The organism is Acidisarcina sp., from assembly GCA_035539175.1.
Lineage (GTDB): Bacteria > Acidobacteriota > Terriglobia > Terriglobales > Acidobacteriaceae > JANXZS01.
In genome coordinates this window covers 134,161-149,296 of record DATLIY010000013.1, presented here as the reverse complement: position 1 = coordinate 149,296, position 15,136 = coordinate 134,161, and the positions used below count along the sequence as shown (strand labels likewise).

Annotated in this window: 20 protein-coding genes and 1 tRNA gene; 12 read left to right on the top strand and 9 right to left on the bottom strand. The window is 58.6% G+C overall.

Annotated elements, in window-relative coordinates; genetic code table 11:
* From VM554_16230 to VM554_16210, 5 genes are all read left to right on the top strand, one after another.
* Positions 1 to 214, top strand: a 214-nt coding sequence (locus VM554_16230; GenBank protein HVJ09927.1) for a hypothetical protein, incomplete at its 5' end; no start/stop codon positions are given.
* 3 nt (positions 215 to 217) lie between these two features.
* On the top strand, positions 218 to 562 hold the full coding sequence (locus VM554_16225) for a hypothetical protein (protein ID HVJ09926.1): 345 nt from the start codon (positions 218 to 220) through the stop codon (positions 560 to 562).
* A gap of 1 nt (position 563) precedes the next feature.
* Positions 564 to 1,022: a hypothetical protein gene (locus VM554_16220; protein HVJ09925.1), complete on the top strand. Its 459-nt coding sequence runs from the start codon at positions 564 to 566 to the stop codon at positions 1,020 to 1,022.
* Between the two features lie 7 nt (positions 1,023 to 1,029).
* Positions 1,030 to 1,299, top strand: coding sequence for a hypothetical protein (locus VM554_16215; GenBank protein ID HVJ09924.1), 270 nt, complete (start codon positions 1,030 to 1,032; stop codon positions 1,297 to 1,299).
* 237 nt (positions 1,300 to 1,536) lie between these two features.
* Complete coding sequence (locus VM554_16210) at positions 1,537 to 1,881, top strand: hypothetical protein (protein HVJ09923.1); 345 nt, start codon at positions 1,537 to 1,539, stop codon at positions 1,879 to 1,881.
* A 53-nt stretch (positions 1,882 to 1,934) separates the two neighbouring features.
* Here the strand turns inward: VM554_16210 and VM554_16205 are convergent, their stop codons facing one another.
* The 4 genes from VM554_16205 to VM554_16190 form a co-directional block, all read right to left on the bottom strand.
* Positions 1,935 to 2,504 (bottom strand): hypothetical protein, encoded by a 570-nt coding sequence (locus tag VM554_16205; GenBank protein ID HVJ09922.1) that lies wholly within the window; start codon positions 2,502 to 2,504, stop codon positions 1,935 to 1,937.
* 10 nt (positions 2,505 to 2,514) lie between these two features.
* On the bottom strand, positions 2,515 to 2,703 hold the full coding sequence (locus VM554_16200; GenBank protein HVJ09921.1) for a hypothetical protein: 189 nt from the start codon (positions 2,701 to 2,703) through the stop codon (positions 2,515 to 2,517).
* Position 2,704: 1 nt separating this feature from the next.
* Positions 2,705 to 2,881, bottom strand: a complete 177-nt coding sequence (locus VM554_16195) for a ribbon-helix-helix protein, CopG family (protein ID HVJ09920.1) — start codon at positions 2,879 to 2,881, stop codon at positions 2,705 to 2,707.
* Positions 2,882 to 3,049: 168 nt separating this feature from the next.
* Positions 3,050 to 3,199, bottom strand: a complete 150-nt coding sequence (locus VM554_16190; GenBank protein HVJ09919.1) for a ribbon-helix-helix protein, CopG family — start codon at positions 3,197 to 3,199, stop codon at positions 3,050 to 3,052.
* 282 nt (positions 3,200 to 3,481) lie between these two features.
* Between VM554_16190 and VM554_16185 the strand changes: the two genes are divergently transcribed.
* The 4 genes from VM554_16185 (at position 3,482) to VM554_16170 (ending at position 6,851) form a co-directional block, all read left to right on the top strand.
* Positions 3,482 to 4,489, top strand: a complete 1,008-nt coding sequence (locus VM554_16185; GenBank protein HVJ09918.1) for a tyrosine-type recombinase/integrase — start codon at positions 3,482 to 3,484, stop codon at positions 4,487 to 4,489.
* A gap of 88 nt (positions 4,490 to 4,577) precedes the next feature.
* Positions 4,578 to 4,684 (top strand) — tRNA-Arg (locus VM554_16180).
* Positions 4,685 to 4,947: 263 nt separating this feature from the next.
* A complete protein-coding gene (gene ispG / locus VM554_16175; GenBank protein HVJ09917.1) occupies positions 4,948 to 6,210 on the top strand; it encodes a flavodoxin-dependent (E)-4-hydroxy-3-methylbut-2-enyl-diphosphate synthase in 1,263 nt (420 codons plus the stop codon).
* A 158-nt stretch (positions 6,211 to 6,368) separates the two neighbouring features.
* Positions 6,369 to 6,851, top strand: coding sequence for a hypothetical protein (locus tag VM554_16170; GenBank protein ID HVJ09916.1), 483 nt, complete (start codon positions 6,369 to 6,371; stop codon positions 6,849 to 6,851).
* A 23-nt stretch (positions 6,852 to 6,874) separates the two neighbouring features.
* Here VM554_16170 and VM554_16165 read toward each other — a convergent pair whose 3' ends face one another.
* The 4 genes from VM554_16165 to queF form a co-directional block, all read right to left on the bottom strand.
* On the bottom strand, positions 6,875 to 7,888 hold the full coding sequence (locus VM554_16165) for a polysaccharide deacetylase family protein (protein HVJ09915.1): 1,014 nt from the start codon (positions 7,886 to 7,888) through the stop codon (positions 6,875 to 6,877).
* Between the two features lie 10 nt (positions 7,889 to 7,898).
* Positions 7,899 to 9,122 (bottom strand): glycosyltransferase family 2 protein, encoded by a 1,224-nt coding sequence (locus tag VM554_16160; GenBank protein ID HVJ09914.1) that lies wholly within the window; start codon positions 9,120 to 9,122, stop codon positions 7,899 to 7,901.
* Positions 9,123 to 9,193: 71 nt separating this feature from the next.
* Positions 9,194 to 10,441: an MFS transporter gene (locus tag VM554_16155; GenBank protein HVJ09913.1), complete on the bottom strand. Its 1,248-nt coding sequence runs from the start codon at positions 10,439 to 10,441 to the stop codon at positions 9,194 to 9,196.
* 3 nt (positions 10,442 to 10,444) lie between these two features.
* Positions 10,445 to 10,849 carry a preQ(1) synthase gene (queF, locus tag VM554_16150; GenBank protein HVJ09912.1) on the bottom strand — a complete coding sequence of 135 codons (405 nt, stop codon included), beginning with the start codon at positions 10,847 to 10,849 and terminating at the stop codon, positions 10,445 to 10,447.
* 128 nt (positions 10,850 to 10,977) lie between these two features.
* On the opposite strand from queF, the gene VM554_16145 reads away from it, so the two are divergent.
* The 3 genes from VM554_16145 to VM554_16135 are packed head-to-tail and all read left to right on the top strand — an operon-like array spanning position 10,978 to position 14,565.
* On the top strand, positions 10,978 to 12,219 hold the full coding sequence (locus VM554_16145; GenBank protein HVJ09911.1) for an efflux RND transporter periplasmic adaptor subunit: 1,242 nt from the start codon (positions 10,978 to 10,980) through the stop codon (positions 12,217 to 12,219).
* A gap of 2 nt (positions 12,220 to 12,221) precedes the next feature.
* The gene (locus VM554_16140; GenBank protein HVJ09910.1) at positions 12,222 to 13,205 is read left to right on the top strand and encodes a tetratricopeptide repeat protein; all 984 of its coding nucleotides are present in this window, start codon (positions 12,222 to 12,224) and stop codon (positions 13,203 to 13,205) included.
* A 49-nt stretch (positions 13,206 to 13,254) separates the two neighbouring features.
* On the top strand, positions 13,255 to 14,565 hold the full coding sequence (locus VM554_16135; GenBank protein ID HVJ09909.1) for a TolC family protein: 1,311 nt from the start codon (positions 13,255 to 13,257) through the stop codon (positions 14,563 to 14,565).
* Positions 14,566 to 14,618: 53 nt separating this feature from the next.
* Here VM554_16135 and VM554_16130 read toward each other — a convergent pair whose 3' ends face one another.
* The gene (locus VM554_16130; GenBank protein HVJ09908.1) at positions 14,619 to 14,963 is read right to left on the bottom strand and encodes an STAS domain-containing protein; all 345 of its coding nucleotides are present in this window, start codon (positions 14,961 to 14,963) and stop codon (positions 14,619 to 14,621) included.
* Between the last annotated feature and the right edge of the window lie 173 nt (positions 14,964 to 15,136).

The following is a 15,136-nucleotide window of genomic DNA, read 5'->3' as shown; positions in this document are numbered from 1 at the left end:
GCTATTTGGCAATGGTATCTGCGGTCCGGGTGTAGGGCAGTACCTCAGCGGATCTACCACGCTGGCGGTAGGTCAGCAGCTAGTTGTCAACTACAACCTCTCTAATCTGCCATCTGCAACGGCTACATGGCCCCCCGACACTATAACCCTGACGGCGGCCACATGGACGAACAATTCTACAGTGTCCGTGACCCTCAACTATGTAATCTGGTGATCCATGTCATTCACGATAAATGACGGTACGCAGAGATTCAGCGCGGACAACTCGCTTAATGTCGAGGTAGGATCGGCAACTCCGTCAGGACCTATAACCCTGAATGGAGTTGCACTGCTGAGTGGCTCGATGCTCGCTCGGTCCCGCGTTCCGTCGGCTGCTCTACAGCGAACCTCCGGGGTAGTTGCGTCCATATCCCCATTCTCACAGGTAACAGCGTCGTACTCTGGTAAAACTGGCTGTGGCTCGTGCTCTGCTGGCATCTATGTTTCCGCCACGTCTACCACAATCACGCTGGCAAACGGGACAACCACCGCGATCAACAATGTAACCTACACGGTGATCTAAGATGCCTATCCTGATAAATGACGAGTCCGGTGGGGTAACAACCCAACTGCTCCAAATCGATAATAATGGCCAGCTATGCCTCGGGACAGGTACACCACTGGCGAAGCTAACAGCTAGTGGTACTGGTCTATGTGACGCATCCGGAAACCTGCTGACTGGAGTAGCCAGTACAACACTCGCTCCGGGTAGTGGGACTGTGGTGCTTGGCTCGAATCAGTATGCGACGGTCTACACCGTATCGGGGTTCGAGCCTAATGTATGGCTGGCTGCCTATTTCCCGGCGACAAGGCACACGTACAACACGGTAAATAAGACGTGGAGCACTGCGCCACGGTACAAAGTCTCCCACCAAGTAGACTACGTCGGAAATGGAAACTTCGAAGTGATGTCGAATGATCTCTGGGTCAACGACCAATTTAATGCTGCCACCTATCCAGACGTCTCATACATCTACATGTGAGGATCAGATGATCTACTTTCTCGAATACGATTCAGCAGGAAACATCGTGCACGTTTGCGGCGACCCAACTATTACGATTGTCCCGTTGATAAACCGGGTCGAATACAAGGACGCGAACGGTAACCCACTGGTAGACGCGAGCGGTGCTCCACTCTCTGGATCGGACCATCCTATGCAGGAGCCGGTCGGCATCGATAAGGCGACACACGACATGCTGCTCGCCAACGGTCTGGACAAATACACCTACAGCAATGGCGCGGTCGTCGCAAAGGTATAACTCCCCATGCCCAATAAAAAGACATCTCTCCTCGCATCGCTCGATCACTACTGCTACCGAGATCCAGTCATGCACGTCCACGAGTATCCGGCTCTCTACGTGTGTCGGTGCTCGAACTGCGCAGACCCTAACATCCCCTGCACCTGCTGCCACGCGTCTCTATCTCCAGAGATGGCTAAGCAAGCGGGACTAATCCAAAAGGACGGCTCGGTCCTCTGCCCTGATTGCGGAGTAGCCATGACGCTCAACCCCGCACGAAGAGAGGCTGAGGTCCATGTGCAGCTCTGCACAGACAAGACCATCCACTACCCCGAGATGCACAAGGTCAAGACCATCAGCGATGCAGATTATGCTGCATGGAAAGCCACTCTCACCCGGGATGAGTTACTCGGCAACTATGTACGTGTGCCAACTAGTACGGTGTTTGCCAAGTTCACGCACGATGAGACTGCGCTACTAGATTCCGCTCCAGACAAATTTCAGACCATCATGCAGGGTCGGGTGAATGACAGCGCTGAGAACGCAATGCGGCACTCTATCCCTAGCCAGCACAAGACAACCAAGCAGGCCGTAAAGATATAGGCCCACGAGCCCGCCTAATCTGCTGGCATAGTGCGTAACAGTGTATTTGCGGATTAAGGGTGCACGATGTCCGCGGCCGCGGCCTGAGGCTCCATTGAGTCGTAAACCTGAACCATATCGCGAAACACTCCAATCTGCCGATCGGTGAGCTGGACGCTGATGCGCTGGCCGCCGCGCGATAGGACGGTAGCCCAAACCGATTTGCTCGCGGCAATATTGCGCACCAGGGCGGCTGCAACAGGCGCGTCCCAGGAGTAATCAGGAGTCGGGCCAAAAAGTCCCTGCTTGAATACTGCCCTCACCTGCTCAATGGTTGTCTCCGCCCCATCTGCGACGAAGAGCAGCGACACGCCGTCAGGGTAATCTATGTCGGCTAGTCCTCCGATGGGTGTAATCGCGAGCCGAAAGAACTTCTCTTTTTTGTCGAGCTTCTGGCCGACATACGGTTCGAACCTCAGGCGCATCTTGAGGGCCGGTCCCTGCCCAGGGGGCACGTGTAGCGGCTCGATCCATGTCGTGGCTATCCCTGGATCGATATGAGACTTGGTTTGCACCGAGCTGTGGGTCTCGGCTCCAGAGGATACAAAGGCAGTAAGAATGAAAGCTGTCAGTAGTGTCCGCATAGCAATCCTTTCAGAGGTTGTGCACCAGGACATAGAGCGCGGCTCCGACGATGCCGGCCAGCATGTCGCCGAGGAATACGCCGAGCGCCAGCTTGCCCAGTGTGAGCGGTGTAGTCGGAGCTGCCGCCCCCACTTGCGGCACGGCCGCCTTCTTGCGCTCTTCCATCGCTGCTGCGAGTAACAATTCGTTCCGTTCCATATCAGAGTCCCTTCTCTAGCAGCCGCGCGATAGCTAGCTGAATCAGGCTGCTGCGCGTGGTTCCCGCCCGATCCGCCAATCGATCCAAATCTTCGAGCTGCTGCGGCTGGACGCGCAGACAAACCGTCTGTGCCTGCGGCCGCCCTTTCTTGCTGGTTTTCGGTGGGGCTTGCTTCATGCCAAACAACTCTAAGCCAACACGGCTAGCGTTGCAATAGTGATTCGTATCATTTGCAATTATTTGCATTGCAAATGATGTACATACATAGTACAAACAATCGCACGGTCACAAAGGGTGACGGAATATGCGCGGAACCATGTTGAATTTGGAATACCGAGAACTCCGTCAGCGGGACGTGCGGGGGATGCTTTCGGATTCGGCCAGGCGGGTAATAGCAAGCCGAATCACGTTCGCCTTATCGATCTGCAGCTTGTCGGCGAGCCGATCCAGTTGGCGCAACTGGCTCGCGCTCAATCGCAGTGTGATTTGCTTCATTGCGGGCATAGCGGCATCGTACCCGACGAAATGTGTACTCATCAGGTAGCTATTGACTGTCTAACAGGTATCTAACAGGAGTCGCGTCAATGACTAGGGAGTTGCAGGGCGGGTGCAATCGTGGGTGATTACAATCGGACGCAACGACACAATCCAAACCAGCACACGATCGGGCACATAGATTGCCCGGCGTGCGCCGAACTGCGAGCTATGTATCTCTGCGCCATTACTCCTGTCCTTGATTTTTCTCACGCATCAGACTTATGGATCAGCTACCGCACCGTGGCAGCTGATCCATCGCATCCCGCGCGATATATTCGCCCCACCACCGAGCGCACTCTGCGCCAATATATTGAGTCTCTCAGGTTGTTTTTCGGCGCCCTGCCGCTGGAAAAGATCCATCCAGGGCACCTCAAGCAATATCAAATTGCGCGCACCTCGGGCACGGATCCGTTCATTCGCATCCCCCGCGGCGGCGCGAAGGAGAAGGGGCCGAGTCCCGCGTCTCCGCTCAAATGCAATCAGGAGCTGGCGCTGCTGAAGGCCATCATGAAAAGGGGGAAGGCCTGGACGCCGGAGCTGGACGACGCGTATGAGCCTCTCCTGGTCGAGGAGCAGGACATCCCGCGCGCACTGACTATGCAGGAGCAGCGCATCTGGCTCGACGTTTCGCGAAGCAGAGAAAAATGGATGGTCGCACACTGGTACTCACAGCTCGCCTTTGCGACGACGATGAGCACCAATGAGGAGCGAGCGCTGCGGATCGGCGACATAAATCTCTACCAGCAGGTCATCAGCGTTCCATATGCCGGCGCGAAAAACAAATATCGGCATCGGACCATCGAGCTGGTCGGCGCGGATGTGCTGTGGGCTGTCGAGCGGTTGGTGGAGCGTGCACGCGAACTGGGCTCGGTCGAGCCGCAGCACTATCTGTTTCCGCTGCGCCACGGCACCGGGCCCTATCATCCGGACCAGCCGATGACGAGCTCGGGGCTGAAGCGTGCGTGGAACGAATTGCGGGTGGCAACCGGGCTCACCTGGTTTCGACCCTATGACACGCGGCACACTGCAATCACGCGCATGGCCGAGGCCGGCACTCCGATCGACATCATTATGTCGCGGGCGGGTCACGTCGGTGAGAGGATGAGGCGCCACTATACGCATATTTCGCAGGCTGCGCAGCGTCGCTGGGTCACCTGGCAGCAATCGTATGAGCAGCGGATTCCGCCGCAGCCAGACTATTACGGACCTGTCGCACAGCAATACGGCAGCAGTCGCCGCTGGTCGTGATCTGTGGAGGGCGGAGAATCGGGATGGTAATCGTTTTTCGTTTGACAGCTCGCCCCCCATGACGTGATTATTATTCCTGTCCTGCTTTGGCGGCTCTCGCTGCCGGTGAACATCGACTGACCTACGGTACTGTAACCTCCGAGCAACGGTTTCCTAAACCGCAGGTCGGAAGTTCGAATCTTCCCGGGGTCACCATTTTCACCGCTTGCAACTGGCTAGCAATTGTTGATGCGACGCATCACCCGCGCCTCCGCAAGCGATGAAAGAGCATGGGCAAGCGACCCCAGCGGATCTCCTAATTGTCATCCTGATCCGCGCGGAGCAGGCCGGCCGCATATGATTGCCTGAACATGAGTTACGGCAATGCCTCGTCGGACGAACCCGGTATCGAAACTTAGGGATCGGAACTTAGCAGACTGCCTCTGCGGTCGAGGGTTGTAAACTATCCTTGAGGAAATATGGCCGATATTCATCGCAGGAAGACCGTCACAGTTCGCATTGGCACCGGAGCAGGCGAGGTTCGCGTTGGCTCCGAGGCGCCCGTTGTGGTGCAGTCGATGACCAACACCGATACCGCCGACGCCGCCAGCACCATCCAGCAGGTGGTTGCTCTGGCCGCGGCTGGTTCGGAACTGGTGCGCGTTACCGTCAACAACGACGATGCAGCGAAGGCAGTACCGCACATCGTGGCCGGGCTTGACCGTCTGGGAGTTCACGTCCCCATCGTGGGCGACTTCCATTACAACGGGCACCTGCTGCTCAAGAAGTATCCCGACTGCGCGAAGGCGCTCTCGAAGTACCGCATCAATCCCGGCAATGTCTCCATCGGCCGCCACAACGATGACAACTTCCGCATCATGATCGAGTGCGCCATCGAGAACGACAAGCCGGTGCGAATTGGCGTGAACTGGGGATCGCTGGACCAGTCGCTGCTGACGCGCATGATGGACGAGAACTCCAAGCTGGAGAAGCCGCTCGAAGCGCGCGACGTAATGATGGAAGCCATGGTCGTGAGCGCAATCGGGTCGGCCCAGGCTGCGGAAAAATATGGCCTCGGCCATGACAGGATCATCCTCAGCGCCAAGGTCAGCGGCGTGCGCGATCTGATCGATGTCTACCGCGTGCTGGCCAGCCGCTGCGACTACCCCCTGCACCTGGGATTGACCGAGGCGGGGATGGGGATGAAAGGGATTGTCGCCTCCGCCGCCGGCCTCGCACCGCTACTGCTGGAGGGTATTGGCGACACGATCCGCGTCTCCCTCACGCCCAAGCCAAATGGCGACCGTACCGAAGAGGTCCAGACAGCGCAGCAGATTCTGCAATCGCTCTCCATCCGCAGCTTTACGCCGCAGGTCACGGCCTGCCCCGGTTGCGGGCGCACCACCAGCACCTTCTTCCAGGAGCTGGCGCAGCAGATCCAGAACTATCTGCGCGAGAGCATGCCCTCCTGGCGCGAGCGCTACCCTGGAGTGGAGGAGTTGAAGCTCGCCGTCATGGGCTGTGTCGTCAACGGACCCGGCGAATCGAAACACGCGAACATTGGCATCTCGCTGCCCGGTACCTTCGAGGAGCCCAAGGCTCCCGTCTATGTCGATGGCCGCCTGATGACGACCTTGCGCGGCGATACAATCGTGGCCGACTTCACAAAGATCCTCGACGAATACGTGCAGAACCGTTATGGATCGAACCTGCACACCGAGAGCCTGGTCGAGGTTCGATAGAACGAAGATCCCGTCCGTCTTGAGTCCGGAGTCCAGCAATTGAAGTGCCCACCGCAGCGAATCTGCGGTGGGCACTTTCGCTTTAAGAACACCTGCGAGGAGCCGGAAAGACTTATACTCAGAAAGCAAATCCAACTTCTTTTGACAAAGGAACCCCTGTGCGACTGGCCGCATGGATTCTGCCGATCTGCCTGATGCCCTCTGCGCTGGCTGCGCCCAAGAGCTGCATTGCACCGGAGGCCGCCGCCGGGCATGTCAATAAAGACGTCTGCATCGCAGGCCACGTCTACGATGTTGTCGAGCTATCCGATGGAACACGTTTCCTCGATCTATGCAGACCCTCTACGCCCGACGAAGAGTGCCGATTCACGGTAGTCAGCCGCGATGAGGACCGCAAAGAAGTAGGCGACTTGAACCGTTATCGCGGGCAGGATGTTCAGATCCGCGGCATCGTGCGGCCCTTCAACTCGCACACGGAGATCTCGTTGAACCGCGAGCGCCAGTTCCACGGCGGCAGCGAAAAATTCCAACCCAATCCTGCCCTTCTGAAAGGCTTTTCCGCGGAGAACTCGGCGACCGCGTTCCGCGACCCGACGGCACGCGCCAGCCGCCACCGCAGCACCTTCAGCCCGCGGCATTAAAGGCTGGTGAGCACGCCCGTTTCCTATTTTGCAATCAGCTTCTTGTAAGCGTCCTGCACCCACTGGGGCGGATAGGGTTCCCCGCGAAAATCCGTCTTTCGCCCTAATGCCGATTGCCAGCGATAGAGCCACGAAATCCCCGCGGAGCCCACATACTCATCCCTGGTCCGGTATGCAGGGTCTGCCAGCGCCTCGTCAAATCGAGCGAAGCGGTATCCGTGATGCTCGAAGAGGGTCAGCAGATCGTCGAGCGCATCGGCGTTCATCTGGTTCACGTGCAGATCGGCGATCTCCGCAATCTGCCGCCCGAAGGAATCCTGTGAGAGCTGCTCCATGCGTGCAATTTTGCGCTCGCTCTCTTCCATGTACGCGGCTCGCAGGCGCTCCATTGCGGTCTGGTCTCCGCTCTTCGCTGCCGATTCATAGAGAGCGCTGTACATCCAGTCATCGTTCTCAAAGGTCATGGGCGCAATCGCATAGTGGTGCGACGTAAGAAACGCAAGGAATGCCTGCTTCTTCGCTGCCGTGTCTCCGGTGTCGTTGTAAGGATAGCGATAGTAATAGCGCGGCCCGGGCGCATCTTTTGGCGAATGCATGCGCACCAGCAACGGAGTAATTACATCTCCGCGAAGAAAGTCGTCTTCATAGTCCGCCAGCGAAACTTCGCCAAAGGCCAGGTGACTGTAGCCGTGATTGCCCAGCAGCATGCCAGCGCGCAACCAGTTTTCCAGCAGAGAGGTGCGGGCATCCCGTGCGCCGGGCGTGTTCAGCTTCTGCTCATTGACGAAGCCAATGGCTGGCGCGCCATGCTTTTTCAGCGTCGCAAGTATCTTTGTCGTGATCTCTTGAGCGCGCTGCTGTGCCGCGGGCGAGGGGTCCTGCCCAATCGTGCTCACCGGCAGATCGTCAAAGCTCAAGGCAATGGTCTTCGCCGCCCCGGCTCGGGGCATCGCCTGCTGCGCACGCAGCGATGAGGTCAACAAAAACAGTGCTCCGGCAACCGCCAGGAATCTGCGCACACGCAGCGAAGGAATCATGGTCAACACGCTACCATAACGGACCGCATTGCTTCCTCAGCTCCCGCAATGGATAGAGCGTGCCGCGCCACACCACTCCACCACGAAACAAGGTCAGCGCCACAGACCGCAACACCGCATAGAGGAAGAGGCACGCAGCGATGGGAAAGGTGAGTGCATACAGGAAGCTGGTCCCCGTGAACCGCTGGTAGTAGCGGTACAACACCAGCAGGGAGAGCAGCACCAGCAGGCTCGCAGGAAGAATCCAGTTCCCCGTCCACGGAGTCAGCAGAAAACCCGCGAACGGCAGCAGGCACAGCAAAGCCAGCACCAGCATCGCGACCAGCAAAGGCGCCAACTGAAAGCGGAAGATGGCAAACGCGTTTTTTGTGAGATTGTTGAGAATTCCGAAGGCTCCCGAAGCCCAGTGCAGGTGGAGCAGCTCCGGCCCGAAGGCTGCGCGCTGCGCAAATCCGCGATGCTTGACCTCGTAGCCCAGGCGGACATCTTCGAGCACCTCCATCCGCAGAGCCTCAAAGCCGCCGATGGCGTCGTAGGCGCTGCGACGGATCATATTGAACGCGCCAACTCCGAGAAAGTCCCGGCGCGCACGGGGATCAGCAACCTTCCACGGGCGCGACGCCCAGATCGCAAGCGCCTGCAGCAGGCTCATCATCATCCGTTCGCCGCGGCTGCGAAAGAGGAGCGTAGGAAAGACCACCAAATGATCCGCTCTGCTGCGTTCGGCAAAATCCAACGCGCGAGCCAGAGAGTCGGCGCGAAAGACGATGTCGGCATCTGTGAACAGCAGCCAGGGGGTAGCCGTCATGTGCGCGGCCAGCGCCATGGCATGCGTCTTTCCCATCCACCCCTCGGGGAGCTGCTCTACATGGTGAATCCGCAGAGTGTTCCTGCTCACCAGCGCGCCGCTCGCTGCCTCCGCCGCAAGGCGGTCCATTATGTGGCCGGTGCCGTCGGTAGAGCGATCGTCCACGGCGATGATTTCAATCGTCAATCCCTCGATTGCCATCAGAGACCGCAGGGTGGCTTCGATCGACTCTTCTTCATTGCGCGCCGGTACAACAACCGCCAGCACCGGAGATTCACTCCCGCTCTTTAGAGGAGCCGGCTGCTTCATAAGATCCGGCATCCGCGACAGGCCGCGCAGTGCCGTACTTACCCGCCAAAGCCAGCCAAGCGCCACCACCCAGCTTGCAACCAGCAGTACCCAGCCCAACGGACTCAGAGTCTCCACGTATCCAGTATCCAGTGCGTGCGGCCCTTGCGGACAGTCCTGTTATGCAACGGTTTTCGAGAGATGAAGCATTATCTCTCCGCAGCCTGCATGCGAGGAGCGAAACGCGATCCCGCGAGCAGAATCGCCGCCGAGAGCACCAGCGAGATCAGGGTCGCACCGAGGCCGACGCGCAGCGAACTGTGATCCGAAATGCTGCCGATAAGCCTCGGCGAAGAGGCATCGCCCAGCAGGTGAATCACAAAGAGATTGACCGCAATGGCAGTGGAGCGGACCGGCGCCGCGATGGCGTTGACGATCGCGGTATTCAGCGGCCCGGTGTTGAGAAAGAGGAAGAACTCCGCCAGCAATACCGCGGGGATCAGGAGCGAACGCGGCCCGAAAAACGCAACCGCCGCAAAGGGAATCGTAAGCACGGCACTCGCTGCCGAAAGCAAATAGAGCGCCCGATGGTTGTGCTGGAGCCAGCGCTGGGCCAGCCATCCACCCAGCCAGGTGCCTACAATGCCATCCACCACCGTAATGCCGCCTATCAACTGGTTGGAGAGCTGCAACGAGTAACCGCCATAGCGATAGAAAAACGTCGGCAGCCACACCGAGATCCCGCCCATGGAAAAGACCATCATCGCCATGCCCAGCGTCGCTCCCCAGTAGGCCGGGTTGCGTAACAGGCCGCGAACCGTGGTGCGATTCAGCGTCGGAGCAAAGCTGTCGGAGGCTCCCCGTTCCGGCTCCTGAACGAAAAACCACAGCAGCAGCGCGATCACGACGCCGGGCAGCGCCGCGACAAAGAAAGGAGCGCGCCATCCGTAACGCGGGCCCAGCATTCCCCCCGTCAGATACCCCAGGGCTGCGCCTACCGGAATCGCCGTATAAAAGAGGGTGAGTATCCGGTTTCGATCCATCTCCGGGTAATAATCCGCTAGCAAAGCCGGGGCAAAGATCGTGAAGGTTGCCTCCCCGATGCCAACAACGGCATGGCGGATATAGAGTGTCTCGTAGCTATGCACCAGCGATGTCAGCAGCGTAGCCGCGCTCCACAGCAACGCGCCGGCGACGATCAGCGGCTTGCGCGGAAAGCGGTCGCCCAGCCAGCCCGTCAAGGGCGCCGCGATCATGTAGGTAATAAAAAATGCGTAGGTGAGCGCACCCATGCGCTCGTCGCTGACGCCAAACTCTTTCTGCACCAGCGGCTGCACACCCGGCAGGATGTAGCGGTCTATAAAGTTGAAGAGGTTCAGCCCGGTCAGCAGGAGAAGCGCGATGCCGGCTGCCCTCGTGGCGCTCCGTCGGGAAGTCTGCTCGCTGGGCTGAGGCAAGCGCTATTTCTCGGGGCTGGGCCGCGGCCAGCGCGCTTCCACTGTCGTTGAGATGCCTCCCCGCGGGCGAAAATCGCCCTTCACCACCGCCCAGATGGGGTTCGTGGCCTTCACCACGTCCTCGAGGATCTGGTTCGTAATGTTCTCCTGGAAGATGCCAAGATTCCGGTAGCAGAACAGATATTCCTTATAGGACTTCAGTTCGAGACAGCGGTCGCGGGGCATATATCGCAGGGTAATCACGCCAAAGTCGGGCAATCCCGTTTTCGGACAGACGGAGGTGAATTCCGGATCGTCGATCAGGATTTCGTACGCCGGAAACTGGTTTTCCCAGGTTTCAATCTCGGGAAAGCGGAAATCCAGCCCCGCTTTTGCGTGTTCGTCGGTGTAGCGCGGCGAAGTGGCCATACCGACATTGTACGCAACAAGTCTGATCCCGCATCACGCTTCTCACCCTTGGCGATTCGAGTACGCCTGCATTTTTTGATTCCTAAAGGCTAGCGCCTGAGTCAGATATACTGAACCACGGACGCGACATGACAGAAGCTGTTAGGCAAAAAATCGACCGGCGTTTGCTTTGGATTGGGGCCCTACTGGTTCTGTTCCTCGTCTTTTATGGCGTGCGCGCCGCAACCAGGCAGAAGCTGCAGTTGCGGGCCGCCGAGGTCACGCGTAGCGAACTGGTCAGCCAGATCAGCACGAACGGCAAAGTTGAGCCGCAAACCAACTTCGAAGCCCACAGCCCCATCTCCGCCACGGTAAAAGAGCTGTATGTTCATGAGGGCGACCAGGTCCCCGCAGGTAAGCTCCTGCTGCAGTTGGATGATACCGATGCCCGCTCCCACCTGGCCGCTGCCCTCGCCGCTCTAAAGGGCGCGCAGGCAAACTACGATATGGTGCTGCGCGGTGGAACCCAGGACGAGCGGCTTTCCCTCAGCAACGATCTGAACAAGGCGAAGACCGAACGCGACCAGGCAACACGTGACTTGGCAGCCTTACAGCGCCTGCAAAGCACCGGGGCGGCCTCTCCCAACGAAGTGGCTGCGGCAAAACAGCGGCTGGATGGTGCAAATGCCTCCGTAGCCAACCTGGAACAACGTCAGGGTGCTCGCTACTCCAAGGCCGATCTTGACCACGCACGCGCTTCGCTTGCCGATGCACAGGCCTCCTATGCCGCGGCGCAGGAAGTTATCAACCAGGCCAACGTTCGCGCTCCATTCGCGGGTACCGTCTATTCCCTGCCCGTCTCGCGGACGGAGTTTGCGGATCAAGGTAAGCTGCTCCTGCAAATGGCGAATCTCTCCAGTATTCAGGTCAGGGCCTATTTTGACGAGCCGGAGCTGGGAAAGCTCGCGCTTGGCCAGTCCATTAAGATTGTGTGGGATGCACGCCCGGGCCGCGCCTGGCACGGCCACATTGCTCGTATCCCCTCAACCGTCATTACCTATGGAACCCGCAACGTGGGTGAAGTGCTGGTTGCGGTAGACGACTCCGATGGAACGCTGCTGCCGAATACAAATGTAACGGTTACGGTTACTATCCAGAGCGAGAAGAATGTCCTCAACATCCCCCGCGAGGCGCTTCACACGGAAAATGGCAAGGCTTTTGTCTACGTAGTCCGCGATGAGAAGCTGCATCGCACACCTGTCACCCTGGGGACCATTAACCTGACCCAGGTCGGCATTGAGAGTGGTCTGAATGAGCACGACGTAGTCGCTCTGAGCAGCACGAGCGGTCAACCGCTCACGGACGGCGCACCGTCGAGAATCGTGAAGTAGCCATGGCTTACCTGCGATCCACAAGACTGCTGGCATTCCTCCTCGCAGCCACATTCTGTCCCGCCATCCGGGCTGCAAGCTCCGACGGCCTGGACGCAGTACGCAATGACATTGTCCAGGGTCAGGCGGACGATGCGGTACGGCGGTTGAAGCAGGCGCTCACCTCCAACGATCAGAACGCAGAGGCGCATAACCTCCTGTGCCGCGTCTCCCTCCAGTTGGAGCAGTGGGACCAGGCCGTAGCGCAATGCGAACGTGCGACCACCCTTTCCCCGGATTCGAGCAACTATCACCTTTGGCTGGGACGCGCCTATGGCGCCAAGGCCGAACGCGCCTCCATGTTCTCCGCTTATGGATTTGCCCGGAAGCTGCGCGATGAATTTGAGCGGGCTGTCACGCTGGATGGGCGCAATGCCGATGCCATGGCGGATCTGGGAGAGTTCTATTGCTCCGCCCCTTCCATGGTTGGCGGCAGCACCAGCAAGGCCGAGTCTCTGGTGCAAAAGCTGAACCTGGTCGATCCAATCCGCGCCCACGAATTGCGAGCCCGTATCGCGGATTCCAAGAAGGATTACGTTCAGGAGGAAGCCGAATTCAAGGCTGCTATCTCAGCGTCGCCGCATCCGGCAAACGAGTGGATGTCGCTCGCCTCCTTCTATCGCAAGAGAGGCCGGCTGGACGACATGGTGCGAGCGGTCAAGTCAGGCATCGCAGCCGACAAGCTGCACTCCGTCGCCCTGGTGAATGGCGCATCCACGCTGATCAAGAGCCAGCAGGAACTGCCACTGGCGGCCCAGATGCTCAAGGATTACCTTGGCTCAAACCAGAAGTCGGAAGACTCTCCTGCCTTCGAGGTCCATGTGCAACTGGGCAAGCTGCTGGCAAAGCAAGGGGATTCGTCAGGCGCACAACACGAATTTCAGGCAGCACTCGCACTTGCCCACGATTACAAGCCTGCCAGCCAGGCAGCCGGTACAGGACACTAGTATTCGAATGACGAGGTTTTACCCTTTGGCGTTAGAGAAGAACGTGCCCGTGAGGCGTCGAATCCAGTGGTTTGCACTCGCATGCCTTATGCTGTGCCCCGCAGTGGCTGCTCGCGCGCAAGTCTCCCTGTACACCACCGTGGACCTGGCCCTGCGCAACAGCGCCAGCGTGCGCATCGCTACCGCCGATGTGCAGAAGGCTGCTGCGGTACTCAGCCAAACCAAAGACGTCTATATCCCGGCATTCTCGATCGGCTCCGGGATTGGGTACTCTTATGGATTTCCTGTTGGCCAGCCCTCGATTTACGACATGACGGCGCAGTCGCTGGTCTTCACCTTCTCCCAGTCGGACTACATACGCGCTGCTCGTTCCGGGCTGAAAGCCAGCGAACACTCCTTGAAGGATGCGCGGCAGCAGGTCATCCTTGACGCTTCCCTCAATTACATCCAGTTGAACAAGACCACCGATGAACTGGCGGCCCTGGAAGAGGAGTCGCAATACGTCGACAAGCTTACGGCCATCGAGCAGCAGCGCGCCGAGGCGGGACTCGATCCGCGCGTCGAGCTGACCCGAACCCGGCTGACTGCGGCTCGCATCCACCTAAAGCGGATCCACCTGGCCAACGAAGCCGCGGCGCTGCGGGAGACACTGGCCCACCTTACCGGAATGCCTGCATCCAGCTTTGTTACCGATGCAAAGAGCATCCCCCCGCCCCCGAATTTTGTATCGGGAGGCGAATGGAACGAAAAGGCCTTCAACGCCAGCGAAAATGTGCAGGCAGCTTACGCTTCGGCCAAATCCCGCCAATACATGGCCTTTGGGGATTCGCGGCAGAATTGGCGACCACAGGTATCCTTTGCCGCACAATACAACCGCTATGCCCGGTTCAATAATTACGATGTCTACTACTCCCACTTCCAATCCAATAACTTCGGGATCGGAGTCCAGATCACAGTTCCTTTGTATGACATTGAGAAGCACGCCAAAGCACGGGAGTCGAGAGCCGATGCGGCCAAGTCACTTGCCCAGGCCGATTTGCTGCGCGACCAGACGGCAGAACAGGCGCTGCGCCTGCACCAGAGCATCGAGGAGCTGACAGCCCAGGCCGAGGTTGCTGCCCTGCAGCAGGAGTTGGCTCAGAGCCAGTTGGAAACCATATTGACGCAGTTGCAGACAGGCAGTGGACAGCCAAATGCCACTCCCCTCACGCCGCGCGAAGAGCAAACCGCACGTATTGAAGAACGGCAGCGCTACGAGGATTCGCTCGACGCCGATTTTGAACTCACCCGCGCCCGGCTCTCGCTCTTGCGTGCCGTGGGGTCCGTTGAAGACTGGGCAAAAAGCGCACCCAAAAACTGACGGTCTCCCCGGGGTTTCAAAAGCTATTCCCCCGGAAGCGTTATGCCTTCAACTCAGAGGCTGGCCTCTGCCTCTGCGGGGGTGGGGAAGCTCTTGAGAATCCCTTCAACATGAGAGAGTTCGAGGATAGCCTTCACTCGGTCGTTCACACCCGCCAGCAATATCTGTCGGCCCTGTTTTTCCGCGGACACGTAATACTTCAGTAACGCGCCCAGACCGGCGGAGTCCATATAGGGGCTTTCGCTAAGATCGAGGATGAGCACCTTGGACCGGGTCTCATTGAGATCCTTCTGGAAAGCGAATAAATTCTCCAGCGTGAGCGGGCCGACGAGCTTCAGAATCATCGTACCTTCCTGCTGCCCTGGAGTCGAAGTATAGGTAAGTGGCTGATCCCGCATGGGGACGAGTGTATGGAACCTGGGCGGGAACAGTGTTAAAGGAGCATTAAAGTCGAGCCGCGCATGAAAAGCGGCCTTCCCGTGTGTGAGCCGACACCGGCGGAACACAGCCAGAGCTCAGGCCAGACTGATGTCTACCTCAGTCCATTTCCAGCTCCGTCCCCCGAAAGGCC

Excerpts from the sequence above, each read along its gene's own strand:
- VM554_16145 (HVJ09911.1), top strand. The coding sequence starts at position 10,978 with ATGACAGAAGCTGTTAGGCAAAAAATCGACCGGCGTTTGCTTTGGATT.
- VM554_16130 (HVJ09908.1), bottom strand. The coding sequence starts at position 14,963 with ATGCGGGATCAGCCACTTACCTATACTTCGACTCCAGGGCAGCAGGAA.
- VM554_16165 (HVJ09915.1), bottom strand. The coding sequence starts at position 7,888 with ATGATTCCTTCGCTGCGTGTGCGCAGATTCCTGGCGGTTGCCGGAGCA.
- VM554_16215 (HVJ09924.1), top strand. The coding sequence starts at position 1,030 with ATGATCTACTTTCTCGAATACGATTCAGCAGGAAACATCGTGCACGTT.
- VM554_16140 (HVJ09910.1), top strand. The coding sequence starts at position 12,222 with ATGGCTTACCTGCGATCCACAAGACTGCTGGCATTCCTCCTCGCAGCC.
- VM554_16205 (HVJ09922.1), bottom strand. The coding sequence starts at position 2,504 with ATGCGGACACTACTGACAGCTTTCATTCTTACTGCCTTTGTATCCTCT.
- VM554_16210 (HVJ09923.1), top strand. The coding sequence starts at position 1,537 with ATGACGCTCAACCCCGCACGAAGAGAGGCTGAGGTCCATGTGCAGCTC.
- VM554_16190 (HVJ09919.1), bottom strand. The coding sequence starts at position 3,199 with ATGAAGCAAATCACACTGCGATTGAGCGCGAGCCAGTTGCGCCAACTG.
- queF (HVJ09912.1), bottom strand. The coding sequence starts at position 10,849 with ATGGCCACTTCGCCGCGCTACACCGACGAACACGCAAAAGCGGGGCTG.
- VM554_16200 (HVJ09921.1), bottom strand. The coding sequence starts at position 2,703 with ATGGAACGGAACGAATTGTTACTCGCAGCAGCGATGGAAGAGCGCAAG.
- VM554_16195 (HVJ09920.1), bottom strand. The coding sequence starts at position 2,881 with ATGAAGCAAGCCCCACCGAAAACCAGCAAGAAAGGGCGGCCGCAGGCA.
- VM554_16220 (HVJ09925.1), top strand. The coding sequence starts at position 564 with ATGCCTATCCTGATAAATGACGAGTCCGGTGGGGTAACAACCCAACTG.
- ispG (HVJ09917.1), top strand. The coding sequence starts at position 4,948 with ATGGCCGATATTCATCGCAGGAAGACCGTCACAGTTCGCATTGGCACC.
- VM554_16225 (HVJ09926.1), top strand. The coding sequence starts at position 218 with ATGTCATTCACGATAAATGACGGTACGCAGAGATTCAGCGCGGACAAC.